This is a genomic window from Rhizobium sp. 862_C5_N1_2, from assembly GCF_051811205.1.
Lineage (GTDB): Bacteria > Pseudomonadota > Alphaproteobacteria > Rhizobiales > Rhizobiaceae > Rhizobium > Rhizobium leguminosarum.
Window position 1 is genome coordinate 2850322 of sequence record NZ_JBPWPT010000001.1, and the last position, 24020, is coordinate 2874341.

Below are 24020 nucleotides of genomic sequence, written 5' to 3' on the forward strand. Positions count from 1 at the left end.
CACTTTGACACAACAATCTAGCGCGGGCCGCGACGGCAGTTCAAAATTGCTCTCCCGTACCAAAGTTTGGAACCCGAAAGCGCGCCAAAAAGCTATTAAATCTGTAGATTTCACTTCCTAACATTTTGGAGGTCGTATGAAATCGCTTGTTCGATTGGCTTTAAGCGTTTTGGCGGGTTTGGTCGCAGTCGGCACGGCGCAGGCTGCCGATGTCTCGGAAATTCGCGTGGACTGGGCGACCTACAACCCGGTCAGCCTCATTCTGAAGGATGAAGGCATCCTGGAAAAGGAATTCGAAAAGGATGGGATCAAGATAACCTGGGTCCAGTCTGCAGGCTCCAACAAAGCCCTGGAATTCCTCAATGCCGGCTCCCTCGACTTTGGCTCGACGGCGGGTGCGGCTGCATTGATCGGCCGCGTCAACGGCAACCCGATCAAATCCATCTATGTGTATTCGCGTCCGGAATGGACTGCGCTCGTAACACGCAAGGATACCGGCATCGCCAAGGTCCAGGACCTGAAGGGCAAGTCCATCGCCGTGACGCGCGGCACCGACCCGCACATTTTCCTGGTGCGCGCCCTTGCCGATGCAGGTCTGACTGAAAAGGATGTTTCGCTTGTTCTGCTACAGCACGCGGACGGCCGCCTTGCGCTGAAACGGGGCGACGTCGACGCTTGGGCCGGCCTCGATCCGATCATGGCCTCCGCCGAGATTGAAGATGGCGATGTGCTGTTCCATCGCAAGCCGGAAAACAACAGCTGGGGCGTGCTTAACGTGCGCGAAGAGTTTGCTATCGCGCATCCTGATCTCGTCAAACGCGTGCTTGCTTCCTACGAGAAGGCGCGCATTGAAGCTCTGAAAGATCCGACCAAGCTCAAAGCCGCCCTCGTTGCCGCCACCAAGCTGCCCGACACGGTGATAGAGCGCCAGCTGGAGCGCACGAACCTCACCTATTCCGTGATCGGCGATGCACAGCGCGAGACGATCGAAGCAGCGGGTCTCGCTTTGCAAAAGGCCGACGTCATCAAAGCGGATGTCGATGTCGTTAAGACCGTATCGTCGCTGGTCGATCCCAGCTACGCCTCGGCCGCTCTCGGCCAGTGAAGCGATAGAAAGAACGTTCCCATGTCCTTGGTGCACATCGCGCTGTCATGGCACAATACGGAAACAGGAAGGGAGACCCGGCAGCGCCGGGTTTCGCCTTTCGATCGCCCGATTGTCGGAATCGTGTTTCCGGTTGCGTTGTTTGCCGCCTGGGAAATCCTCGTTCGTGCGGGAATAGTCGGAGGCCGTTTGATGCCCCCGCCCTCGAAAATTCTCTATACGGTCTATGCGCTGGCGGCCTCCGGCGATCTGGCAACGCATGTCGGCGCGACGCTGCGCAGAGTGGCAATCGGCTTCGCCTTCGGGTCCCTGGCGGGGACCGCTCTTGGGGCGCTGACCGGGTACTCCAAACCGCTCGCACGTCTGCTGGATCCGACCCTGCAGGCTCTGCGAGCCATTCCCTCCATTGCCTGGGTGCCGCTGTTCATCCTGTGGTTCGGTATTTTCGAAGCCTCCAAAGTCGCGCTGATTGCCGTTGGCGTCTTCTTCCCGGTCTATCTAGGAGTCTATGGCGCCGTCGTCGGCGTCGACAGGCGCATCGTAGAGGTCGGTCGCGTCTTTCGGCTTTCGGGCTTCGAGCTCATTCGTCTGATCTTGCTGCCGGCGGTCCTTCCGGACTTTATCCTTGCCCTGCGCGCAGGCCTGGGCCTCGGTTGGATGTTCGTCGTTGCGGCGGAATTCATGGGCGCATCCGAAGGCCTGGGATATCTTCTGGTGGATGGTCAGCAACTCGGAAAGCCGGATCAGATCCTGGCGGCTATTTTGATCTTTGCCGTTGTCGGCAAGGCGACCGATAGCCTGCTTCTGATTGCGAGCGCGCCGTTCCTGCGCTGGCGCGACACCCATGCGAGCGGGATCTGACATGCTTGACATCCGCTCCCTATCCAAGATCTATCCAAACGGAACACATGCTCTGCAAGACTTCTCCCTCAGTATCGGCAAGGGAGAGTTGGTCGCGGTCATCGGAGGATCGGGTTGCGGCAAGAGCACCCTTCTGAGACTGTTGTCGGGCCTCGAAGCCCCTACACTGGGCGAAATCAGCTTGGAGGGACGGCTGCTGACAGAGCCGGACTCGCTCGTGAATATCGTCTTCCAGGAGCCCCGGCTCTTTCCATGGCTGACAGTCGCGGACAATATCGGTTTCGGCCTGCGCCATCTGGCAAGCAGCGAACGGGATGAGCAGGTATCGGCGGCCCTGGAGAAGATTGGCCTTCGCGGCCACGAGAAGCGCTGGATAAAGGAGCTGTCCGGCGGGCAGGCGCAACGCGTGGCCCTGGCGCGAGCACTCGTGACGAAGCCGGCCGTTCTCCTCTTGGACGAGCCCTTCTCCGCACTCGATGCGATGACGCGTGTCGAACTCCAGGATCATCTGATCGATCTATGGCGCGTGAATGCCACGACGATGCTGCTCGTCACGCACGATATCGAAGAGGCAGCCTTTTTGGCGGATCGCGTCGTCGTGATGCGCCCCTGGCCGGGACGCATTCTAGAGGTGGTCGATATAGGCCTGCCGCGACAACGCAATCGCATGTCGGACGAATTGGCCGAAATCAAAAGGCGGCTTTCCGACCTTCTGGCTCATTCTCTCAATGATGGCAGCCGCACGGCAAGCGCCTGAAAAACGAAATGCGTCGCGGAGCCAACCGGATGCACTTCGTTCGAGGATGCGGGAACTCAGGCTGCCGTCGCCATGCGGGCGGACGCCACCAGCCTTACTGGCAGCTTGCGCATCATTTCCTCGGCAAAACAGGTGGCGTTTTCACGGGCCTTGTCGAGATTGCTGACGCGCGCGGGATCGATCGTGTGCAGCGTGCCGCCACAGTCGAAGATGTCGCGAAAGGCGGAGCGTTCAATAATTGCGGTGTCCAGCACCGGCACATGCCGCTCGCTGAGCAGCGACTTGACGACTTGCAGCGCGCGTGTCGTCACCATCGAGTTGACGCGGGTCAGCACCACCGAATGGCCAATCTTGATGCCGGCCTTCTCATCCAGATACTGCAGCAGTTCGAGCACCTGCGCGCCACCGCGCGCGTCCATTGCACAGCCCTGGATCGGAATCAGCACGTGGTCGGAAAGGCCGACGGCTGTGGCAAGCAGCGGATTGCGTGCACCCGGCAGGTCAACGATGAAATAGTCGGTATTGTGCTTGTTCTCGCTGATATGCTGCGGCAACGAGGCGGTTGTCACGAAATCGATCACCGAAAGATTGGCCACGTGACCAGAGATCTCGTGCCAGCGTGAAATCCAGTGCTGCGGATCGGCGTCGAGAATGGTGACGCGATAGCCTTTGCGGGCAAGCTCGGTCGCGAGCAGGAGAACAGCGGTCGTCTTGCCGGCGCCTCCCTTGGTATTTGCGAATGTGATAACAGGCATGTTCGGTCCTCGGAAGGAAAGAGGTGCGAGCCGGAATCGCTCTTATACGCACCCTCGGAGCATCGTGCGGTTAATCCATCCTTTCTAATCATGGTTAACAAATTCGAAACACGCGCGGCGAAATTGCAGCCGGTATTTTTCACATCCCTAAAACAAGAGCCTTTCCTGGTCAGCTTGAATCATTCTGCCGGAGCAGGTTTTCGTCAGGGCAGAGGCGATTGGCGAAGGGCATACCTCTTGGTACGTCCGAGCCGATCGCCTCTGCCCTGGCGGAAAGATGCCCGGCCCTTCGGGTTGGCTGAAACGGGCCGGCTGATCGACCGGCCGGCTTGGCCGTAGAGCTTGGCTACGACGCGCGCCGGCCGGTCGACCATCCGACTCCGTTTGAGCCAACAGAATGCTTCAAGCTGACCAGGAAAGGCTCTAGGGATATCGCGGCAACGAAAAAAGCCCGGAAAACCGAGGTTTTCCAGGCCAGTCAAAAGGTCCGCTCTTATATTGTCAGAAGCAATCCCTGAAAAGGACCTTGGTATTTTCGAGCGTCATGGCAACCGGGTTGCCGCCCGCACTCGGATCTTCGATCGCCATGGCCGACAATTCGTCGATGCGGTCGGCAGCGATTCCCATCGCCGACAGCGTCTCCGGCACCCCGAGTTCGGAGCGGAGCTTCAGCACATAGTCGTAGAACCCGTCGAAACCGCCGGAAATGCCGAGATAGGCGGCGGCGCGGCCGATCTTCTCCTCGATCGCCTTGCGGTTGAAGCGCAGCACCGCCGGCATCACCACCGCATTTGTCATGCCGTGATGGGTGTTGTAGACGGCGCCGATCGGGTGCGACAGCGCGTGAATGGCGCCGAGCCCCTTCTGGAAGGCGACCGCACCCATGGCGGCCGCCGCCATCATGTTGGCGCGGGCTTCCAGATCGGTGCCTTCCCTATAGGCGCGCGGCAGGAATTCCTTGACGAGCCGCATGCCTTCGAGCGCGATGCCGGCCGACATCGGGTGATAGAAGGGCGAGGAATAGGCCTCGAGGCAATGGGCGAAGGCATCCATACCTGTGCCGGCCGTAATGATCTTCGGCATGCCGACCGTCAGTTCCGGATCGGAGATGACGACCCCAGGCAGGAACTTCGGATGGAAGATGATCTTCTTCACATGCGTCTCGGAATTGGTGATGACGCTGGCACGCCCGACTTCCGAACCGGTGCCTGCCGTTGTCGGCACCGCGACGATCGGGGCGATGCCCTCGAGACTCGCACGCGTCCACCAGTCGCCGATATCCTCGAAGTCCCAGACCGGCCGCGTCTGGCCGGCCATGAAGGCGACGCACTTGCCGAGATCGAGGCCGGAGCCGCCCCCGAAAGCAACGACGCCGTCATGGCCGCCGTCCTTGAAGGCCCTGACGCCGGCTTCGAGGTTCTTCTCGTTCGGGTTCGGATCGACATCAGCAAAGATTGCGCGGCCGAGACCGGCATCTTCGAGGATATCGAGCGCAGTCTTGGTGATCGCCATCGCGGCAAGGCCGCGGTCGGTGACGAGTAGCGGCTTCTTGATGCCGAGGCTCTTGCAGGCGTCGGCCAGTTCCGTGATGCGGCCCCGGCCGAGCTTGACCGATGTCGGGTAGCTCCAATTTGCGGTGATGTTGCTGCTCATGCTGTGACTTTCTTCAGATGGAAGGATTTCGGACGCGTCAGATTCTGGAAGCCGATGATCGACAGCGAGCCGCCGCGGCCAGTCTCCTTGACGCCGGTCCAGCAAAGTGCCGGGTCGAGATAATCCGCGCGGTTCATGAAAACAGTGCCGGTTTCGATCTCGCGACCGAGCCGCCCTGCCCGCTCGACATCTTTGGTCCAGAGCGAGGCCGTCAGCCCATACTGGCTGTCGTTCATCAAAGCGAGGGCCTCCTCGTCGCTCTTCACCTTCATGATGCCGACCGCCGGACCGAAAGTCTCTTCACGCATGAAGGCCATGGAGTGGTCGACGTCGACGAGAATCTGCGGTGCAAGATAGGCGCCGCCGTCATCCTGGGGGAAAAGCTTGGGATCAACAAGCGCTTTGGCGCCCTTGGAAACCGCATCGGCGATCTGCTCGCGCACCACCTTGGCGAAGCGCTTATGTGCCATCGGCCCGAGCGACGTATCGGGATCGAGAGGATTGCCGAGCTTGTAGTTCGACACCCAGGCAACCGACTTCTCGACGAAGGCGTCATAGAGCGATTCATGCACGTAGATGCGCTCGATGCCGCAGCAGCACTGGCCGGAATTGTAGGTCGCGCCGTCCATCAGCGTGTCGACGGCTGCCTCGAGATCGGCGTCCTCCATGACATAACCCGGATCCTTGCCGCCGAGTTCGAGGCCAAGGCCGGTGAAGGTGCCGGCGGCGGCCCGCTCCATCGACCGCCCGCCTTCGACCGATCCCGTGAAGTTGACGAAATTGAAGCTGCCGGCGGCAATCAGCGCCGACGTCGTTTCGTGGTCGAGAAAGACGTTCTGGAACACATCCTCGGGAACACCGGCCTCGGTGAAGGCCTGCACCAGCCGCTCACCGACCAGTAGCGTCTGCGAGGCATGTTTCAGCACCACGGTATTGCCGGCCATCAATGCTGGCGCAATCGTATTGATCGCCGTCATATAGGGATAGTTCCACGGCGCGACGACAAAGACGACGCCATGCGCCTGGCGCTCGATGCGGCGCTCGAAACGCTCGCTCTCCTCGACGACGAGAGGCGCCAGCGCATCCGCCGCGATCGAAGCGACATAGTTGGAGCGCTCGTTGAAGCCCTTGTATTCGCCGCCATATTTTACCGGCCGGCCCATCTGCCAGGCAAGCTCTTGCACGACGACATCGGACATCTCGTTCAGCCGCGCAGCACCCTTCAGCACCAGCTGCACACGCTCTTCGAGCGGCCGTTTCGCCCAGGCCTTCTGCGCCTTGCGCGCGCGCGCCACCACGTCCCTGGCGGCATCGAAAGAAAGGGCTGCGCGTTCGGCATAAACCGACCCGTCAACCGGTGAAATGCATTGGATCATTGCCATGATCGAATCCTGTCCTCGTATTCTTCAATATCTTTGCGAAGGCCGTAGCCCCTCATCCGCCTGCCGGCACCTTCTCCCCGTAAACGGGGCGAAGAGGATATGCCGCACCGGCTTTCCCCAACATCGACGCCGCGTTTGGCACGTCCCCTCTCCCCGCTTTTACGAGGGGAGGGTTAGGGTGAAGGGCAAGCAACCCGCAAATGCCTATTAAGCTCTTTCGAAACCGCGCGCCACTTCCCAGTCGGTGATACGGCGGTCGTATTCTTCCTGCTCCCATTCGGCAGCGCGGGTGTAATGGTCGATCACGTCGTCGCCGAAGGCTTTGCGCAGCATTGCCGATTCCGTCATTTCGGTCGTGGCCGCACGCAGCGTGCGCGGGATTTCGCGAACGCCCTTGCCGCCATAGGCGTCGCCGACAAAGGGGGCTTCGAGTTCCAGCTTGTTCTCGATCCCGTCAATGCCAGCGGCAAGCAGCGCGGCAAAGGCGAGATAGGGATTGAGATCGGAGCCGCCGACGCGGCACTCGATACGAATTCCCTTGGTTTCCTCACCGCAGAGCCGGTAGCCGGCGGTGCGGTTGTCCTTGCTCCAGATCGCCTTGGTCGGCGCAAACGTGCCGGCCATGAAGCGTTTGTAGGAGTTGATGTAGGGCGCCAGGAAATAGGTGATCTCGCTCGCATGGGCGAGAAGCCCGGCGACGTAATTGTGCATCAGCGGCGACATGCCGTACTTGCCGGCATGGTCGAAGAACAGCGGCTTTTCCTCCAGGCTCCAGAGCGACTGGTGGATATGCGAGGAACTGCCGGCCGCATTGTAATTCCACTTGGCGAGGAAAGTGATGGCCTTGCCCTTCGACCAGGCGATCTCCTTGCAGCCGTTCTTGATGATTGCGTGGCGGTCGGCCATGGCGAGCGCATCGGCGTAGCGCACGTTGATCTCCTCCTGGCCGGCCGAAGCTTCGCCCTTGGAGTTCTCGACCGGGATGCCGGCGCCCTGCAACCCGGTGCGGATCGCCCGCATCACCTCTTCCTCCTTGGTGGTCTGGAAGATGTGGTAGTCCTCATTGTAGGCGCTGGCGAGCTTGAGGTTGCGGTAGCCGGAAGTCTGCGCCGCCTCATAGCTCTGGTCGAACAGGAAGAATTCGAGCTCGGAGGCCATGTAGGCCTTCATGCCCATATCCTCGAGCCGCTTCACCTGCTTCTTCAGGATCGCGCGTGGCGAGTGAGCGACTTCCTCAAGCGTATGATGGTCAAGCACATCGCAGAGCACCAGCGCGGTGCCTTCCAGCCAGGGAATTCGACGCAGCGTCGCAAGATCCGGCTTCATCGTGTAGTCGCCGTAGCCCTTCTCCCAGCTCGTCGCCTTGTAGCCGGAGACGGTCTCCATCTCCATGTCGGTGGCGATCAGGTAGTTGCAGCTGTGCGTTTCCTTCCAGGCGCTCTCGACGAAATATTCCGCCTGGAAACGCTTGCCCATCAGCCGGCCCTGCATATCCACCTGGCAGGCCAGAACCGTGTCGATGCGCCCTTCGGCAACATCTTTCCTGAGGTCGTCGATTGTGTAGCTGCTGCTCATGATTGATCCGCCTGAATTGGATTGACAAAATCGGGGCAACGAAATCGCATGCGCTCGGCCGGACTTTTCGGCCCGATGCCTTTTCGTTGAACCGTGATGGGGCCGCAGGATGCGGCCCCGCCATTTGAGAGGGAAGCCTTGATGCTTAGTTTTCGCCGCTTTCGCCGACGGCTGCTTCGGCGGCCGCGATCTCGGCCTGACGCTTTGCCACTTCGGCGCCGATCGGCGGCCCCTTGAAGCGACGGCTTTCGAAGCCGAACCAGACGATCGCGGTCAGCACCAGGAAACCAACGGTGATGTAGAGCGCCCATTCATTCGGCGGCTGGATGCCGAGGATGAAGATCAGGATCATCGCGATCACAGTCAGCACCGCGAAGAGCTTGAAGACGCCTTCGCCGAGGTTCCATGGCCCCATCTTGTCCCACTTCGACGTGCCCCAGGCGAACAGGCCGAGCGTGATCGGGATCGCGAAGGAGAAGAACAGGAAGATGACCGTGCACGAGACGACGATCGTATAGACCGGCGTGTCGCCGATCGAAACGAGCGAGGAACCCCAGACGAACAGAACCGACAGGATCGAGCCGGTCCAGATCGCAGCCACCGGCGTGCGGTATTGCGGGCTGACCTTCGACAAGGCCTTCGATGCCGGCAGACCGCCGTCACGCGAGAAGGCAAAGATCATGCGCGAGACCGAGGTGACGGTCGCAAGCCCGCACAGCCACTGGCTGACCAAGATGGCAAGATAGAGAGTATCCTTGACGATCGGGTTCACCTGGCTGTCCATCGCCCAGAAGAACACGTTCCAGCCCTGCTTTGCCGCATCATCCATATTCGGCAGCATCAGAACGAAGGCGCAGAGCATGATGTATCCGAAAAGCGCCGACCAGAGAACCGACGCGACCATGCCGCGCGGGACCGATTCGGCAGCCTTGACTGTCTCTTCCGACGTATGCGCCGAGGCGTCATAGCCGGTGATGGTGTAGATCGGCAGAAGCAGGCCGAGAAGGAAGACCCAAGCACCGGAAGTGGAGGGCCAGACATTGCCGCCGACTTCGCCGGAATAGTTGGCGAAGGTAAAGAGGCGACCGATCTCATAGGAGGGCGCTGCGATCAGGCAGACGGCCGCCAGCGCGATTGCTGTTGCAAAGATCAGATAACCCGAAAAGTCCGTCAGCTTCGCGGTCAGTCCGATGCCCATGTGATTGACGAGCGCCTGCGCGCCGGTGATGACAACGAGGAAGGCGATGCGCACCATCGTCGTATCCGTCAGCCCGAAATAGCTGGTGCCGAACGAACCCATGAAGAAATAATAGGTGCCGACGTTGATGGCGCCGAGCACAGTGACGAGACCGAGCAGGTTGAACCATGCGGTCAGCCAGCCGGTGAAACGGTTACCGAGGATGGAGCCCCAGTGATAGAGGCCGCCGGCCGTCGGATAAGCGGAGCTGATCTGCGCCATGGCGACGGCGAAGACGAGCGAGATGAAGCAGCCGAGTGGCCAGCCGATGCCGATGGCGGCTCCGCCGGCGCCCGAGGTTGCCTGCGCCAGCGAATTGATGCCGCCGGAGAGGATGCAGATAATGGAGAATGATACGGCGAAGTTCGAGAACGAACTCATGCGTCGTTCGAGTTCCTGGGCATAACCCATGGAATGCAGGATGTGCACATCCTGCTTCTTGTCCAGTTCGGAATAATCCGACATGACTTCCCCCTGTTCACGATCGGCCGCGGGATTGCGGCCGGTTCAGTGCCAATTGTCCGCGGCATTTTCGCCGTGCGGACGTCCGCAGTTAAACTGCTCCCTCGGGTCTTCTTTTTATGTCAGGCGTCCAGGCTTTGCTGGAGCAGCCGTTTCAGATAGTCGGCCATGACCCCTTGGCCGATATCGTCTGCGATGAGGTCGTTACGGACCTCGATCATCACATTGCGCAAGCCGTTCGAAAGCCCGTGCAGGATCAGCGTGTGGGTCACGCCGTCCTCAGGCCCGTAAGGCTGGTTGCGTTCCGTCCTGTAAAGCGGCGCCTCGGCCGCGACCTCCAGCATCCGGTCGGCGAGCCGGCTGTCCTCATCGTGCAATATGCCGAGTTCGACGGCACGTTCGCGGCCGTGATAGACCGGCGTGAAGCTGTGCATCGTCACGATGACGCTGTCTTGTCCCCTCGCCCGGCGATCGCGGATCAGTCCGCGAATGGCGTCATGGAAAGGAACGTAGAGCGCGTCGGTGCGCGCAAGCCGTTCTTCAGGGCTCAAATCCTTGTTGCCGGGAACGGCGTAGATCTCGCTGGTTTCCGGCATGGCGCCGGGTGAACTGGGCGGCCGGTTGCAGTCATAGATAAGCCGCGAGAACCGCTGGTAAACAAGCGTCGCGTCGAGCGCTTCCGATATGCTGCGGGCGACCGCAAGCGCGCCCGGGTCCCAGGCAATGTGACTGGAGAGCGCCTCGCTGGGCAGGCCGAGATCGCCGAAAAGGGCTGGAAGCGCATTCGAAGCGTGCTCGCAGATGAGAAGCACCGGACTCCGGCCGTGGATGCGCTCGATCCCGACGCAGTCACCGTCCGCTTCGCTGAGGATTTTCGGTCGGGCTAGCACCAAAGGCGCCACTCCTTATCCCTTAACAAATTCCTTATGAAGAAAAGAATTCTTCAGGTTTCAACCCGTGTCAAGCATCCACTGAAAATTTCTTTTCATGACAGTGGTTGACATGGATTATGACAGCGTTGTTAACTTTGAGTGGGAAAGTGGCGCCAGACCATCCCGGGGAGCATAAGTACGTGACAGTTGCGTCGAAGACGGTTTCGGACGTCATACACTCGCATTTGGGGGTGTTGACGCGTGCCGAGAAGCAGCTGGCCGAAAGCCTGCTCGACAATTATCCGGTCTCCGGGCTCGGTAGCATCACTACGATCGCCGAGAACGCCGGCGTCTCGACGCCGACCGTCGTGCGCATGGTGCAGAAGCTCGGCTTCAAGGGCTATCCGGACTTTCAGGCGCATCTGCATCAGGAAGTCGAGGCGACGATCTCGAACCCCATCGCCAAACATGACCGCTGGGCGCAGAACGCCCCAGGCACCCATATTCTCAACCGTTTCGCCGATGCGATCATGGGCAATCTGCGCCAGACGCTGACCGATCTCGACACCGCGACTTTCGACAGCGTCGCCGCGTTGCTCTCCGACCGTAAGCGCGGCCTTTATTTCGTCGGCGGTCGCATCACTGGCGCGCTTGCCGAATATTTCTTCACCCATATGCAGGTCATCCGGCCGGCAACGACACTGCTATCGTCGAATTCCAGCAGCTGGCCGCAATATGTCCTCAACATGAATGCCGGCGACATCCTGATCATCTTCGACATCCGCCGCTACGAGCAGGAGATGGTGAGCCTCGCCACCGCCGCCCGCAAGCGTGGCGCCGAAATCGTCGTCTTCACCGACCAGTGGGCCTCGCCCGCCGCCAAGCTCGCCAGGCATGCTTTTCGCGTCCGGATCGAGGCGCCGTCGGCCTGGGATTCCTCCGTCGTCACCCTTTTCATCGTCGAAGCGCTGATCGAGGCCGTTCAGAATTCGACCTGGGACGAGACGAAGGAGCGCATGAAGACACTGGAAGGCCTGTTCGAGCAGACCAGGCTTTTCCGTAAACCCGGCTAGGAGGACAAGATTAAAACAGAAGAAAAACAATGACGGATTTTCACGGAACCACGGCGCGCTGTCGCAAATGAAACATTGCCGCAACCGCCTGCTATTTAGGGTGAAATGAACGTCATCCAATCGTCATACAAGCTTCATGTAAGCTCATTAACAGCATCGCCAGACACTGAAAACCCGAAGGAGAACAACAGTGATCTCTAACATTTCTCGACTACTGTCGCTTTCTACTGCGATGATCGTGGCTTCGACCGCGATTGCCGCTGCCGAGCCGAGCGCTGAACTTATCGCCGCCGCCAAGAAGGAAGGCACGCTGACGACGATCGCTCTTCCGCACGACTGGTGCGGCTACGGCGAAGTCATTGCCGGCTTTAAGGCCAAGTATGGCCTCGAGGTCAACGAGCTCAACCCGGATGCGGGTTCGGGCGACGAAGTCGAAGCCATCAAGGCCAACAAGGGCAACACCGGCCCGCAGGCTCCTGACGTCATCGACGTCGGCCTCTCTTTCGGCCCGTCTGCAAAGAAAGACGGCCTGATCCAGCCTTACAAGGTCTCCACCTGGGACTCCATCCCGGATACCGCCAAGGATGCCGAAGGCTACTGGTACGGCGACTACTACGGCGTTCTCTCGTTCCTCGTGAATAAGGATCTCGTCAAGGAATCGCCCGCCGATTGGGCCGACCTGAAAAAGAGCGACTACGCAAACAGCGTTGCCCTCGCAGGCGACCCCCGCACCGCCAACCAGGCCGTCCAGGGCGTCTATGCCGCCGGTCTTTCCGCATCCGGCGGTGACGCTGCCAAGGCCGGCGAAGAAGGTCTGAAATTCTTCGCCGAATTGAACAAGAACGGCAATTTCGTGCCGGTCGTGGGCAAGGCGGCTCCGTTCGCGCAGGGCTCGACGCCGATCATCGTTGCCTGGGATTACAACGCCCTCTCCTGGGGAGAAAGCCTCAAGGGCAATCCTCCGTTCGAGGTCGTCGTTCCGAAGTCGGGCGTCGTTGCCGGTGTCTACGTCCAGGCTATCTCCGCCTTCGCTCCGCACCCGAACGCTGCCAAGCTCTGGATGGAATACCTTTATTCCGACGAAGGTCAGCTCGGCTGGCTGAAGGGCTATTGCCACCCGATCCGCTTCAACGATCTTGCCAAGAACAACAAGATCCCGAAGGAACTGCTCGACAAGCTGCCGCCGGCTGCAGCCTATGAAAAGGCCGTTTTCCCGACGCTCGAAGAACAGTCCGCTGGCAAGGAAGCCATCACCAAGAACTGGGATTCCGTCGTCGGCGCCGCCGTCAAGTAGCCTCTAATCCTGCCTCCCCGCCGCAAGGCGGGGAGGTTTTCTCACTCCGACGCCCCAGGATGAGCTTTTCCATGAGCACCGTTTCAACGCCTATGGTGCGCAGTGCCCCCTTGATCAACAGAGATCGCGTGATCGACTGGCTGGGCATTGCACCCTTCATCATTTTCTCCCTGCTGTTCCTGATCATCCCCACGCTTTATCTTGTGGCGGGCGCATTCCTGACGCCCGAGGGCGATTTCACGCTGAAGAATATCGGTGATCTCTTTACCCCATCCATCATGAGCGCCTACTCGATCAGTATCCGTGTCTCGGTGGCGTCGGCTCTAGGCGGTGCGCTGATCGGCTTCTTCCTCGCCTGGGCCGTCGTGCTCGGTGGCCTGCCCGCCTCCGTCCGTTCGACGCTCTTGACCTTCTCCGGTGTCGCCTCGAATTTCGCCGGCGTGCCCCTTGCCTTCGCCTTTCTCGCAACGCTCGGCCGCACCGGGCTTGTGACGATTTTCCTGCGCGAATGGTTCGGCTTCAATCTCTACGGCACCGGCTTCAATCTGCTGTCCTTCTTAGGCCTCACCATCACCTACATGTATTTCCAGATACCGCTGATGGTGCTGATCCTGACGCCGGCCCTCGACGGCATGAAGAAGGAATGGCGTGAAGCCTCGCAGATCCTCGGCGCCACCAACCGCCAGTACTGGACGATGGTCGCGCTGCCGATCCTTTGGCCGAGCCTGCTCGGCACGACGCTGTTGCTCTTCGCCAATGCTTTCGGCGCCATCGCCACCGCTTTCGCGCTGACCGGCAGCTCGCTGAACATCGTGCCGATCCTGCTCTACGCGCAGATCCGCGGCGACGTTCTGCACAATGCCAATCTCGGTTACGCGATCGCGCTCGGAATGATCGTCATCACCGGCGTCTCCAACGTCCTTTACCTCATGCTGCGCATGCGCGCCGAACGGTGGCAGAAATGAAAGCTCAACGTCTCGGAGCCTGGATCGCTGTCATTCTGGGTGCATCCTATTTCGTCATTCCGTTGATCGGCACAATCGAGTTTTCGTTGCGCATGCGCCGCGGCGAATACAGCCTCGATGCTTATGAGTCGGTATTCTCCGACATTCAGTTCCGCGAGACCTTCGGCTATTCCATGTTGATGGCGCTTCTGACCATCGTCTTCGGCATGCTGCTCGTCGTGCCGACGGCCTATTGGGTGCGCCTGCGCCTGCCGCAGATGCGTCCGGTCGTCGAATTCATCACGCTGCTGCCGCTTGTCATTCCGGCGATCGTCATCGTCTTCGGTTACCTCAGAATGTATAATTCGTCCTCTTACCTACCGTTGACGGGTTCGACGACCGGCACCAACGCCCTGCTGGTCTTCTCCTATATCACGCTGTCCCTGCCCTATATGTACCGCGCCGTCGATACCGCCATGCGCGCGATCGACGTCCGCACGCTGACGGAAGCGGCCGAAAGCCTCGGCGCCCGATGGACGACCATCATGTTCAAGTGCATTTTCCCGAATGTCATGAGCGGCGTGCTCTCAGGCGCTTTCATCACGCTGGCGATCGTCATGGGCGAATTCACCTTTGCCGCACTTTTGAACCGTCCGGCCTTCGGTCCCTACCTGCAGCTCGTCGGCGCCAACAAGGCCTACGAGCCTTCGGCGCTTGCGGTCATCGCCTTCTCGATCACCTGGCTCAGCATGGGCCTGCTCAACCTCGTTTCCCGCTTCGGCAAAGCCGCCCCGGCAAAGGCTTAAGGTATCTGGCTCATGTCTTTTCTCACGCTGAACAACATTCAGAAATCCTTCGGCCCGGTTCAGGTCGTCAAGAACTTCAACATGACGATCGAGAAGGGTGAGTTCATCTCCTTTCTCGGACCGTCGGGCTGCGGCAAGACGACCGTCCTGCGCATGATCGCCGGCTTTGAAACGCCGACTGGCGGCACGCTGACCATCAACGGCAAGGATCAAAGCTCGCTGAAGCCGAACCAGCGCAATATCGGCATGGTGTTCCAGGCCTACGCGCTGTTCCCCAACATGACGGTGCACGACAACGTCGCCTTCGGCCTCAAGGTGGCAGGCGCGCCGAAGCCTGAGGTCGACGCCCGCGTCAACGAAATGCTCGGCCTGATCAAGCTCGATCACCTGGCCGACCGCTTCCCCTATCAACTGTCGGGCGGCCAGCAGCAGCGTGTAGCCCTTGCCCGTGCGCTTGCCGTCAAGCCGCAGGTGCTGCTGCTCGACGAGCCGCTCTCCGCACTCGACGCCAAGATCCGCGTGTCGCTGCGCGAGGAAATCCGCCAGATCCAGCAGCAACTCGGCATCACCACGGTCTTCGTCACCCACGATCAGGAGGAAGCCCTGTCAATCTCCGACCGCATTGTCGTCATGAATGCCGGTAAGGCCGACCAGATCGGTTCGCCCTTCGAGATTTACAACACACCAGCGACGCGCTTCGTCGCCTCCTTCGTCGGCACGCTGAACCTCATCGAGGCCAAGGTCGTCGATCCCGATACCAACCGCATCCAGATCGGCGATCAGGGCATAACGCTGAAGCAGTCGGTCGCAGCCCACAAGGCAGGCGAAACCATTTCGCTGGCGCTGCGTCCGGAAGCCGGCTCCCTCTCCGACAGTGTCAAGAGCGACACGGCACTGACCGGTCAGGTCGTTTCGGCCCACTTCCTGGGATCAGTCATCCGCACCCGCATGAATGTTGGGGGCAATGTCATCTCCTTCGACATGTTCAACAGCCCGGGCACCACCCCGCCGCAGGCCGGCGAAACGGTGACGCTGCGCTTCATGGCAGCCGACCTGCTCATCATCCGCGACTAACCAGCGTAGCGCGACCTCGCCTGGAAGGCGCCGCCGACGCGGTGCTTTTTTCATTTCAGGCCGGCCGACCTGTCAGCAAACGTGATGCAACCATCACCGTAAGGCACTTGAACTCTCCCAGCCCGGTGCCAGAAGTTGAGTAAACCAAATGAGCCGGGCAGCCCTCCGCCCGGCATTTACGCGATGGGATATGTCAATGATTACCTGCCACCTGCGTTATGTGATCGATCCGTACAAGCTTGCCGAATTCGAGGAATATGCCCGGCTCTGGATTCCGATCGTCAACAGAATGGGCGGCACCCATCACGGTTATTTCCTGCCGTCCGAAGGCGCCAACAACATTGCCGTTGCCTTGTTTTCCTTCCCGAGCCTTGCCGCCTACGAGGACTATCGCACACGCATGGCAAGCGATCCGGAATGTCAGGCCGCTTTCGAACTCGACAAACGCAACCGCAGTATCGTCAGCTATGAACGCAGCTTCATGCGGCCCGTGCTCGGCTGATCGAACCGCACACGACGGAACGAAAAAGCCCCGCCAGGCTGGCTGGCGGGGCTTTTTCGTTCTGTCGTGCGCTTAGCGGATCGCCTGGTCGTCTACATCGAAGCGATGCACGTGCGCCTGGTCCGGGGTCGCATAGACGATCTCGTCCGGCTCATACTGGTGCTCGCCGAAAAGACGCGCCGTCAACAGGCCGCATTGATCAGATTCCAGATAGATGATCGTGTCGGCGCCGAGATGCTCAACATGCACGACCTTCGCAGCCCAAGTCCCCTGTTCGCGCGACAACGTCAGGTGTTCGGGACGCACGCCGATCGTCTTGGCGCTGTGATCGCCGACCTTCTCGGCCGCGATGAAATTCATCTGCGGCGAGCCGATGAAGCCGGCGACGAAAACATTGGCCGGTCGTTTATAGAGTTCCATCGGCGAACCGATCTGCTCGATCGCCCCGGCATTCAAGACAACGATCTTGTCGGCAAGCGTCATCGCCTCGACTTGATCGTGGGTGACATAGATCATCGTCGCCTTCAGACTGCGGTGCAGCCGGGCGATTTCGAGACGGGTCTGGACACGCAGCGCCGCATCGAGGTTCGACAGCGGTTCGTCGAACAAGAAAAGTTCGGGTTCGCGTACGATGGCACGGCCGATGGCGACGCGCTGGCGCTGGCCGCCGGAGAGCTCGGCCGGCCGCCGCGCCAGATAGGGTTCCAGCGAAAGCATGCCGGATGCCTTGCTGACACGCTTGTCGATCTCGTCCTTGGCGGTGCCGGCCTGCTTGAGACCAAGCCCCATATTGTCCTTGACCGTCAGATGCGGATAGAGCGCGTAAGACTGGAACACCATGGCGATGCCGCGCTTGGCCGGCGGCGTCAGCGTCTCATCGCGACCATTGATGACGACGGCGCCTGACGTGACGTCTTCGAGGCCTGCAATGCTGCGCAGCAGCGTCGATTTCCCACAGCCCGACGGCCCGACGAAGATGACGAATTCGCCGTCCCTGACCTCGAGGTCGATGCCTTTCAGCACCTCATGCGTGCCATAGGTCTTGCGGATGGATTTGAGTTGAAGTGATCCCACTGTCTTTCCCTTACAATCTGACCGGCTGGCCGGTACGCACGCTCTCGTCGGCGGCAAGGCAGATGCGCAGCGACGCCACCGCATCCGCCATATGGCGGTCGAGGTCCAGATCCTCGCGGATCGCCCTCAGCATGAAGGCCTGTTCCAGGTCGCAGAGCGCCTGATGGCCGGGTTCGCCTTCCATCGTCATGTCCTGGTCGGGTCGGATGAACTTGCCGTCAGGCCCGGTCTCGGCCGTGTGCAGCCGGATCACCGAGGTCTTGGTGTGTGTGTCGATATCGTCGGACTTGGCGTTCGGATCCATGACGATCGACACCGCGCCTTTCGGCGACATCACATCCTTCACGAAGAAGGCGGTCTCCGAGATCATCGGGCCCCAGCCGGCCTCGTACCAGCCGACCGAACCATCCTCGAACAGCACCTGAAGGTGACCATAATTATACATGTCGGCGGCGATCTCTTCCGACATACGCAGCCCCATGCCGCGCACCTCGACAGCCTTGGCGTCGGTGATCTGGCACATGACGTCGACATAATGCACGCCGCAGTCGACGATCGGCGAGGTGGTGCGCATCAGCGACTTGTGCGTCGCCCACGTCGGGCCGCTGGACTGCTGGTTGAGGTTCATGCGGAAGACGTAAGGTGGACCGAGCTTGCGCGCCTCTTCGATCAGCTTCATCCAGGAAGGATGATGGCGAAGGATATAACCGATCACCAGCTTGCGCCCCGCCTTCTTAGCTGCCGCGACGACGCGCTCGGCATCGGCGACGGTGGTTGCAAGCGGCTTTTCCACGAAGACGTCGCAGCCGGCCTCGAAGGCGGCGACGGCATAATCGGCATGACTGCCGGAGTAGGTGTTGATGGAGCAGAGGTCCGGCTTCAGCTCGGCCAGCGCCGCCGTGAAGTCGGGATGGATCGTATAGCCCTGCAACTCAGGATCCAATTGTGGCCTCGAGCGGTTGACGAGACCGACGATCTCGAAGTCAGGATTGTTGTGATAGGCGAGCGCGTGGCTGCGACCCATATTGCCGAGGCCGGCAACGAGGACACGGATCGGTTTTACTGTCACTTGACGGCTCCTGACGTGATGCCGCGGATCAGCTGCCGCGAGAAGATGACGTAGAGGACGAGGATAGGCAGGATCGCCAGTGACAGCGCCGCCAGCACCGCGTTCCAGTTGGTGACGAACTGGCCGATGAAGATCTGCGAGCCGAGTGTGACCGTCTTGGTGGCCTCGGAGGGCGCGAGGATCAGCGGGAACCAGAGGTCGTTCCAGATCGGGATCATCGTGAATACGGCGACCGTCGCCATCGCAGGGCGCACCAGCGGCAGCACCAGGCGGAAGAAGATCGCATATTCGGAAAGCCCGTCGATGCGCCCGGCATTCTTAAGATCGTCCGAAACCGTGCGCATGAATTCCGACAGGATGAAGATCGCCAGCGGTATGCCCTGCGCGGTATAGACGAGGACCAGCGCCGTCAGCGTATTGACGAGGCCCGCCGCCACCATGCCCTGCAGGATCGCCACCGTGCCGAGACGGATCGGGATCATGATGCCGATCGCCATGTAGAGACCAAGCAGCATATTGCCGCGGAAGCGATACTCCGAGAGCGCGAAGGCCGCCATGGCGCCGAAGAGCAGCACCAGCAGGATCGAGACGATCGTGACGATGAAGCTGTTCTGGAAATAGGTGGCGAAATCGCCCTGCCCGAGCACCGTCTGATAGCCGACGAGGCTGAAGGTCGATGGCGTCGGGATCATCAGCGGCTCGCGGAAGATCGAGGCACGATCCTTGAACGAGTTGACGATGGTCAGAAACACCGGAAACAGCGCGACCAGCGTATAGGCGCTCAGCGCCAGATGCACGAGGCCGGTGCGGATGGGAGATGTGCGTGCCTTGGACATGCGCGCTCCTCAGAACTGGTAGCGACGCATGCGCCGCTGGATGACGAACAGATAAAGCGAGACGCCGGCGAGGATGATGAGGAACATCACCGTGGCGATGGTCGCGCCCATCGAGCGGTCGCCGAGCTGAAGCTGGAAACCGAAGAAGGTGCGGTAGAGCAGCGTGCCGAGAATGTCGGTCGACATGTCTGGCCCGGCAAGCGCCCCCTGCACGGTATAGATCAAGTCGAAGGCGTTGAAATTGCCGACGAAAGTCAGGATCGAGATAATGCCGATCGCCGGCAGGATGAGCGGCAACTTGATTTTCCAGAATTGGGCCCAGCCGGTGATGCCGTCGCATTCGGCCGCCTCGATCACCTCTTCGGGGATGCTGAGCAGTGCGGCATAGATCAGCATCATCGGAATGCCGATATATTGCCAGTTCGAGATCAGCGACACCGCGATCAGCGCCGAACCGGACTTACCGAGCCAAGGCGCGAACAGGAATTTCAAGCCGATGAGATCGAGCATCCAGGGCGCCACGCCCCAGATCGGCGAGAGAATGAGCTTCCAGATGAAGCCAACGATGACGAAGGACAGGAGCGTCGGCAGGAACATCGCCGTGCGATAGAAGGCGACGCCGCGCAACTTCGGCACCGAAAGCAGGGCGGCAAGCGCCACGCCGATCGGGTTCTGCACGCACATGTGGATGGCAAAGAAGATCAGATTATTGACAAGGGCATTCCAGAAATCGCGCGCCCAGCGCGCATCGCCGAACAGCACCTTGAAATTCGCCAGTCCGACGAAGGCCGGCTGCCCGTCGACCGTATTGTAGAGCGACAGCCGAAGCGTTTCGATAAGCGGCAGCACCATGACCGCGGAATAGACGATCAGCGCCGGCAGCATGAAGACGAAGATGTGCCAGCGCACCGGGCGCCTGATCGGGACGATATCGACCGCGTTGTCGGTTTCGCTCATGGCTTTTGCCTGTTCTTGTCGACTGGCCGCAAGGCGCAGCACAGATGGAAAACATTGCGCCTCACCCTGCCCTTCTCTCCGGCTGCGGGGAGAAGGAACGTGCCCTGCTGAAATGCCATGTCGGGCTGGGAGGTCGCTGCGAGTCTCCTTCTCACCGCAAGCGGGAGAAGGTGGCCAGCAGGCCGGACGAGGGGCGGCAAACGCCGCCCCTGATCACATCACTTGGCCGGCTTGTACCAGCTGTCGAGGCCCTTCTGGAGCTTTTCGGCAGCAACCGCAGGCGTATCCGTGCCGTTGATCACATTGGCCGATTCGACCCAGGTCTCGTTTTCGAGGTTCGGCGTGCCGCGCGACAGGATCTGATAGGTCGAGCGCATGGTCGACTTGTACGGGCCGCGCCAGGAGACGAACTCCTGAGCGAGCGGATCGGACATCTTGACCGGGGTGGAGTTCAGGCTGAAGAAGCCCGGCAGCGAGTTCGCATAGATGTCGGCGAACTCAGGCGAAGCAACCCAACTGAGGAACTTCTTGGCTTCCTCGGCATGTGTGCTCTTCGCGTTCAAGGCGACGCCGATGTCCGGATGGTCGGAGATGTAGCCGGTGTCACCGGCTTTCGGAACCGGCGGCGGGAAGGCGCCCATCTTGAACTGGGCCTGGCTGTTGAACAGCGAGATTTCCCACGAACCGGCCGGGTAGATGGCGGCACGGCCGAGCGTGAAGAGATTCTGGCTGTCCGAATAGGTCTGGGCTTCGAAACCGTCGCCGAGATAGGGCTTCCACTTGGCAAGCTCTTCATAGGGCTTGACCCATTCGGCGTCGGTCAGCTTCTGCTTGCCTTCGATCAAGGCCTTACGGCCTTCCTCACCCTTCCAGTAGTTCGGGCCGATATTCTGGTAGCCCATGGTGGCGGCCTCCCAGAGATCCTTGGTGCCCATGGCGAGCGGGATGTAGGTGCCGTCGGCCTTGATCTTGTCGAGCGCTGCGTAGAACTCGTCCTGCGTCTTCGGCACGGAGATGCCGAGCTTATCGAAGGCATCCTTGTTGTAGATGAAACCGTGGATGACCGATGCCATCGGCACGCAGAAGGTCGACTTGCCATCGTCGGTCGCCCAGGCGGCCTTGGCGACCGGAGAGAAGTTCTCCATGCCCGGCAGGCTGGTGATGTCGACGAGCTGTTTCTTGTTGAAGAGCTCGAGCGAGGTGAACGGACGGCAGGTGATGATGTCGCCTGCGGAACCGGCATCGAGCTTGGCGTTCAGCGAAGCATTGTATTCGGTCGGCGCGGTCGGCGAGAAGACGATCTTGATGCCCGGGTTCTTGGCTTCGAACGCCGGAATGATCTTTTCCTGCCAGATCTGCAGGTCGTCGTTACGCCAGCTTTCGAGCGTCAGCGTGACGTCGGCGGCATGGACGAGACCTGCCGGCGTCAGCAGGCTAGAGGCAAGCAGCAAGCTTTTCAGAGCAGTGTTTTTCATTTCCCTCTCCTGTTGTCAGGCGCCGAAGGCGCCGTTTTTCGATCTGAAACAAGCAATTGGCGTGTCTGAGGAAACACCCCAATGCCCCTTGGAGGACCGCCAGCGACTGCCGGCCCCGAAAGCTCGTGGACGCAAAGGCGGATCGCCTGCGGCCGGAAGTGCGCGCCTTCCCGGTGGCCTGCACCGGGCGTGGCGAAATGACGAGGGAAAGCCGATGGATGCCTGAACTCAACCACTGGCCACACGGGCCGGCAGGTGTCCTTGCAATCATCCTCGAAGCGGTTCCGGCTTGGCTTTACTGCCGGTTTTCGTGGGCTTCGAAACGCTGTTCCCTTTGAACGAATTAAGGCCAAAAAAATACCAATTGTCCAGCCGAATTTAACTTTTTCGCTGCCAAAAATTCATTAAAAAATTTTATCAAGCAAAATCAATAAGATAAAAAGATTGATTTTCTCCTTCATTCCTACTTGGTAAATGGTATTTTTTTGGTATTGTATTAAAAAAGATGGGGAACGGCATATTCGGAGGCCCGATGACGGAGCTTGCAATCGGCATAGACGGCGGCGGAACGAGCTGCCGAGCCGCGGTCGCGGACAGAAACGGCAATATCATCGGCCGCGGCAAATCAGGCCCTGCCAACATTCTGTCGGATCTCGAAAACTCTCTTCTCAATATCGTTGAATCCGCCCGGCAGGCGCTGCGCGATGCCGGGCTTGCTGCAGAAACCATTTCCTCCGTCGCAGCCGTCGTCGGCGTCGCCGGCGCCAATGTCGGGGATTACGGCAGGCGAATCGAAACGGCCCTGCCCTTTGCCGAAGGCCGCGTCGTCACCGATGCGCTGATCGCGCTACAGGGCGCGCTCGGCGATGCCGACGGCATCGTCGGCGCCTTCGGCACCGGCTCGGTCTATAATGCCCGCAGGGATGGCCGACTGAATGGCATCGGCGGCTGGGGTTTCGTCGTCGGCGACCAGGCAAGCGGCGCCCGCCTCGGCCGCGATCTCCTGGAACGATCGCTGCTCGCCCACGACAGAGTGCGCCCGGCATCGCCGATCACCGAAGCGGTCATGGCCGAATACGGCAATGATCCGGAGCGCATCGTCGAATTCGCGCATTCGGCAAGACCGAAGGACTTTGCCCGCTACGCACCGATCGTCTTCCAACATGCGGCCAAGGGCGATGCCGTCGCGGTCGGCATCGTCACGGATGCCGCAACGGCGATCGGCGAAAGCCTCGACGCGCTGCTCTGGCCCGAATGCCCGTCGATCTGCCTGCTCGGAGGTCTTGCCGAAGCTTATGAACCCTGGCTTTCCGAACGCTACAGGCCGCTGCTCGCCCGACCGAAGAACGATGCCTTGCACGGCGCGGTGGAACTTGCGGTGAAGCTCCTGAACACCAGGCAGAGAGGTGCGGCATGAGCGACGACCTCGCTACCATCCTGTCCCTGGAGCGCCTGCAGGCTGCCGGCACCGGCCCGCTCTACGTCAAGCTGCGCCGCATGCTCGAAGAGGCCGTGCGCACCGGCACGCTCGGCCACGGCGATGCGCTGCCGCCGGAACGTGACATCGCCGAATTCGCCGCCGTCAGCCGCGTCACCGTGCGAAAGGCGATCGACGATCTTGTCGCCGACGGCCTGCTGGTGCGCCGCCACGGCTCGGGCACCTTCGTCGCCAAGCCGGTCTCCAAGGTCGAGCAACGCCTGTCGCAGCTCACCTCCTTTACTGAGGATATGGCGCGCCGCGGCATGTCCTCCCGCTCCGAATGGCTGCACAAGGGCATCCACACCCCCTCGCCCGACGAGATGATGATCCTTGGCCTCGGTACCGACGTCAAGGTTTCGCGCCTCTCCCGCCTGCGCATCGCCGACGACCAGCCGCTGGCGATCGAGAACGCTAGCGTCTCCGGCGAATTCCTGCCCGATCCCTCAGCCGTCACCAATTCACTCTATGCCGAACTCGAACGCCTCCAGGTCCGCCCCGTGCGCGCCGTGCAGCGCATCTCCGCGACCAACATGAAGGAAGCCGACGCCCAGCTTCTCGGCGTCTCCGTGGGTGCGGCCGGCCTGTCGATCGAGCGTATCTCCTATCTCGGCTCAGGCCGCGCCGTCGAATTCACCCGCTCGCTCTATCGCGGCGACGCCTATGATTTCGTCGCTGAGTTGACGATCGCGGTGACTTGAACCGCAAAGGCCGACAGCATCGGCTCCAAGGAATAATCTTCTTGATTTTCAAAAGCATGGAGCCGGAAAGTGAATCACT

Annotated in this window: 22 protein-coding genes; 11 read left to right on the forward strand and 11 right to left on the reverse strand. The window is 60.5% G+C overall.

Going from position 1 to position 24020, the window contains the following annotated elements:
* Window positions 1-136: 136 nt before the first annotated feature.
* Genes ACD590_RS14355 through ACD590_RS14365 form a run of 3 tightly spaced genes read left to right on the forward strand, consistent with a single transcriptional unit; the run spans window position 137 to window position 2723 of the window.
* Window positions 137-1105, forward strand: a complete 969-nt coding sequence (locus tag ACD590_RS14355) for an aliphatic sulfonate ABC transporter substrate-binding protein (RefSeq protein ID WP_439002818.1) — start codon at window positions 137-139, stop codon at window positions 1103-1105.
* Window positions 1106-1126: 21 nt separating this feature from the next.
* Window positions 1127-1966 (forward strand): ABC transporter permease, encoded by an 840-nt coding sequence (locus tag ACD590_RS14360; RefSeq protein WP_018242896.1) that lies wholly within the window; start codon window positions 1127-1129, stop codon window positions 1964-1966.
* Window position 1967: 1 nt separating this feature from the next.
* The gene (locus tag ACD590_RS14365; RefSeq protein ID WP_439002819.1) at window positions 1968-2723 is read left to right on the forward strand and encodes an ABC transporter ATP-binding protein; all 756 of its coding nucleotides are present in this window, start codon (window positions 1968-1970) and stop codon (window positions 2721-2723) included.
* Between the two features lie 56 nt (window positions 2724-2779).
* Here ACD590_RS14365 and ACD590_RS14370 read toward each other — a convergent pair whose 3' ends face one another.
* From ACD590_RS14370 to ACD590_RS14395, 6 genes are all read right to left on the reverse strand, one after another.
* Window positions 2780-3478: a ParA family protein gene (locus ACD590_RS14370; protein WP_018242897.1), complete on the reverse strand. Its 699-nt coding sequence runs from the start codon at window positions 3476-3478 to the stop codon at window positions 2780-2782.
* Window positions 3479-3979: 501 nt separating this feature from the next.
* Window positions 3980-5131: an iron-containing alcohol dehydrogenase gene (locus ACD590_RS14375; protein WP_439002820.1), complete on the reverse strand. Its 1152-nt coding sequence runs from the start codon at window positions 5129-5131 to the stop codon at window positions 3980-3982.
* Window positions 5128-6513, reverse strand: coding sequence for an aldehyde dehydrogenase family protein (locus ACD590_RS14380; protein WP_439002821.1), 1386 nt, complete (start codon window positions 6511-6513; stop codon window positions 5128-5130). The genes ACD590_RS14375 and ACD590_RS14380 overlap by 4 nt, the downstream gene beginning before the upstream one ends.
* A gap of 207 nt (window positions 6514-6720) precedes the next feature.
* On the reverse strand, window positions 6721-8088 hold the full coding sequence (locus tag ACD590_RS14385) for a glutamine synthetase family protein (protein WP_018242900.1): 1368 nt from the start codon (window positions 8086-8088) through the stop codon (window positions 6721-6723).
* Window positions 8089-8233: 145 nt separating this feature from the next.
* Complete coding sequence (locus ACD590_RS14390; protein ID WP_018242901.1) at window positions 8234-9790, reverse strand: amino acid permease; 1557 nt, start codon at window positions 9788-9790, stop codon at window positions 8234-8236.
* Window positions 9791-9909: 119 nt separating this feature from the next.
* The gene (locus ACD590_RS14395; RefSeq protein ID WP_439002822.1) at window positions 9910-10680 is read right to left on the reverse strand and encodes an N-formylglutamate amidohydrolase; all 771 of its coding nucleotides are present in this window, start codon (window positions 10678-10680) and stop codon (window positions 9910-9912) included.
* Between the two features lie 179 nt (window positions 10681-10859).
* Here ACD590_RS14395 and ACD590_RS14400 point away from each other — a divergent pair, with 179 nt between their 5' ends.
* From ACD590_RS14400 to ACD590_RS14425, 6 genes are all read left to right on the forward strand, one after another.
* A complete protein-coding gene (locus ACD590_RS14400) occupies window positions 10860-11732 on the forward strand; it encodes a MurR/RpiR family transcriptional regulator (RefSeq protein ID WP_018242903.1) in 873 nt (290 codons plus the stop codon).
* 190 nt (window positions 11733-11922) lie between these two features.
* Window positions 11923-13026, forward strand: coding sequence for an ABC transporter substrate-binding protein (locus ACD590_RS14405; RefSeq protein WP_018242904.1), 1104 nt, complete (start codon window positions 11923-11925; stop codon window positions 13024-13026).
* Window positions 13027-13097: 71 nt separating this feature from the next.
* The gene (locus tag ACD590_RS14410; protein ID WP_018242905.1) at window positions 13098-13991 is read left to right on the forward strand and encodes an ABC transporter permease; all 894 of its coding nucleotides are present in this window, start codon (window positions 13098-13100) and stop codon (window positions 13989-13991) included.
* Window positions 13988-14776 (forward strand): ABC transporter permease, encoded by a 789-nt coding sequence (locus ACD590_RS14415; protein ID WP_018446585.1) that lies wholly within the window; start codon window positions 13988-13990, stop codon window positions 14774-14776. The genes ACD590_RS14410 and ACD590_RS14415 overlap by 4 nt, the downstream gene beginning before the upstream one ends.
* A gap of 12 nt (window positions 14777-14788) precedes the next feature.
* Window positions 14789-15850 carry an ABC transporter ATP-binding protein gene (locus ACD590_RS14420; protein WP_018242907.1) on the forward strand — a complete coding sequence of 354 codons (1062 nt, stop codon included), beginning with the start codon at window positions 14789-14791 and terminating at the stop codon, window positions 15848-15850.
* Between the two features lie 196 nt (window positions 15851-16046).
* Window positions 16047-16352 (forward strand): NIPSNAP family protein, encoded by a 306-nt coding sequence (locus ACD590_RS14425; RefSeq protein ID WP_012758329.1) that lies wholly within the window; start codon window positions 16047-16049, stop codon window positions 16350-16352.
* Window positions 16353-16424: 72 nt separating this feature from the next.
* On the opposite strand, the gene ACD590_RS14430 is transcribed toward ACD590_RS14425, so the two are convergent.
* The 5 genes from ACD590_RS14430 to ACD590_RS14450 all read right to left on the reverse strand — a co-directional run bounded on the left by ACD590_RS14430 (window position 16425) and on the right by ACD590_RS14450 (window position 21763).
* Window positions 16425-17426 (reverse strand): ABC transporter ATP-binding protein, encoded by a 1002-nt coding sequence (locus ACD590_RS14430; RefSeq protein WP_018242908.1) that lies wholly within the window; start codon window positions 17424-17426, stop codon window positions 16425-16427.
* Between the two features lie 10 nt (window positions 17427-17436).
* On the reverse strand, window positions 17437-18495 hold the full coding sequence (locus tag ACD590_RS14435) for a Gfo/Idh/MocA family protein (protein WP_439002823.1): 1059 nt from the start codon (window positions 18493-18495) through the stop codon (window positions 17437-17439).
* The gene (locus ACD590_RS14440; RefSeq protein ID WP_018074095.1) at window positions 18492-19331 is read right to left on the reverse strand and encodes a carbohydrate ABC transporter permease; all 840 of its coding nucleotides are present in this window, start codon (window positions 19329-19331) and stop codon (window positions 18492-18494) included. Before ACD590_RS14440 ends, ACD590_RS14435 begins: the two co-directional genes overlap by 4 nt.
* A gap of 9 nt (window positions 19332-19340) precedes the next feature.
* Window positions 19341-20288, reverse strand: coding sequence for a carbohydrate ABC transporter permease (locus ACD590_RS14445; protein WP_018242910.1), 948 nt, complete (start codon window positions 20286-20288; stop codon window positions 19341-19343).
* 218 nt (window positions 20289-20506) lie between these two features.
* Window positions 20507-21763, reverse strand: coding sequence for an ABC transporter substrate-binding protein (locus ACD590_RS14450; protein ID WP_018242912.1), 1257 nt, complete (start codon window positions 21761-21763; stop codon window positions 20507-20509).
* A gap of 532 nt (window positions 21764-22295) precedes the next feature.
* Here ACD590_RS14450 and ACD590_RS14455 point away from each other — a divergent pair.
* Complete coding sequence (locus tag ACD590_RS14455) at window positions 22296-23180, forward strand: N-acetylglucosamine kinase (protein ID WP_113544515.1); 885 nt, start codon at window positions 22296-22298, stop codon at window positions 23178-23180.
* Window positions 23177-23941: a GntR family transcriptional regulator gene (locus tag ACD590_RS14460; protein WP_018242914.1), complete on the forward strand. Its 765-nt coding sequence runs from the start codon at window positions 23177-23179 to the stop codon at window positions 23939-23941. The genes ACD590_RS14455 and ACD590_RS14460 overlap by 4 nt, the downstream gene beginning before the upstream one ends.
* The last annotated feature ends 79 nt before the right edge of the window (window positions 23942-24020 follow it).

Excerpts from the sequence above, each read along its gene's own strand:
- ACD590_RS14355 (WP_439002818.1), top strand. The coding sequence starts at position 137 with ATGAAATCGCTTGTTCGATTGGCTTTAAGCGTTTTGGCGGGTTTGGTC.
- ACD590_RS14360 (WP_018242896.1), top strand. The coding sequence starts at position 1,127 with ATGTCCTTGGTGCACATCGCGCTGTCATGGCACAATACGGAAACAGGA.
- ACD590_RS14365 (WP_439002819.1), top strand. The coding sequence starts at position 1,968 with ATGCTTGACATCCGCTCCCTATCCAAGATCTATCCAAACGGAACACAT.
- ACD590_RS14370 (WP_018242897.1), bottom strand. The coding sequence starts at position 3,478 with ATGCCTGTTATCACATTCGCAAATACCAAGGGAGGCGCCGGCAAGACG.
- ACD590_RS14375 (WP_439002820.1), bottom strand. The coding sequence starts at position 5,131 with ATGAGCAGCAACATCACCGCAAATTGGAGCTACCCGACATCGGTCAAG.
- ACD590_RS14380 (WP_439002821.1), bottom strand. The coding sequence starts at position 6,513 with ATGGCAATGATCCAATGCATTTCACCGGTTGACGGGTCGGTTTATGCC.
- ACD590_RS14385 (WP_018242900.1), bottom strand. The coding sequence starts at position 8,088 with ATGAGCAGCAGCTACACAATCGACGACCTCAGGAAAGATGTTGCCGAA.
- ACD590_RS14390 (WP_018242901.1), bottom strand. The coding sequence starts at position 9,790 with ATGTCGGATTATTCCGAACTGGACAAGAAGCAGGATGTGCACATCCTG.
- ACD590_RS14410 (WP_018242905.1), top strand. The coding sequence starts at position 13,098 with ATGAGCACCGTTTCAACGCCTATGGTGCGCAGTGCCCCCTTGATCAAC.
- ACD590_RS14415 (WP_018446585.1), top strand. The coding sequence starts at position 13,988 with ATGAAAGCTCAACGTCTCGGAGCCTGGATCGCTGTCATTCTGGGTGCA.
- ACD590_RS14420 (WP_018242907.1), top strand. The coding sequence starts at position 14,789 with ATGTCTTTTCTCACGCTGAACAACATTCAGAAATCCTTCGGCCCGGTT.
- ACD590_RS14425 (WP_012758329.1), top strand. The coding sequence starts at position 16,047 with ATGATTACCTGCCACCTGCGTTATGTGATCGATCCGTACAAGCTTGCC.
- ACD590_RS14440 (WP_018074095.1), bottom strand. The coding sequence starts at position 19,331 with ATGTCCAAGGCACGCACATCTCCCATCCGCACCGGCCTCGTGCATCTG.
- ACD590_RS14445 (WP_018242910.1), bottom strand. The coding sequence starts at position 20,288 with ATGAGCGAAACCGACAACGCGGTCGATATCGTCCCGATCAGGCGCCCG.
- ACD590_RS14450 (WP_018242912.1), bottom strand. The coding sequence starts at position 21,763 with ATGAAAAACACTGCTCTGAAAAGCTTGCTGCTTGCCTCTAGCCTGCTG.
- ACD590_RS14455 (WP_113544515.1), top strand. The coding sequence starts at position 22,296 with ATGACGGAGCTTGCAATCGGCATAGACGGCGGCGGAACGAGCTGCCGA.
- ACD590_RS14460 (WP_018242914.1), top strand. The coding sequence starts at position 23,177 with ATGAGCGACGACCTCGCTACCATCCTGTCCCTGGAGCGCCTGCAGGCT.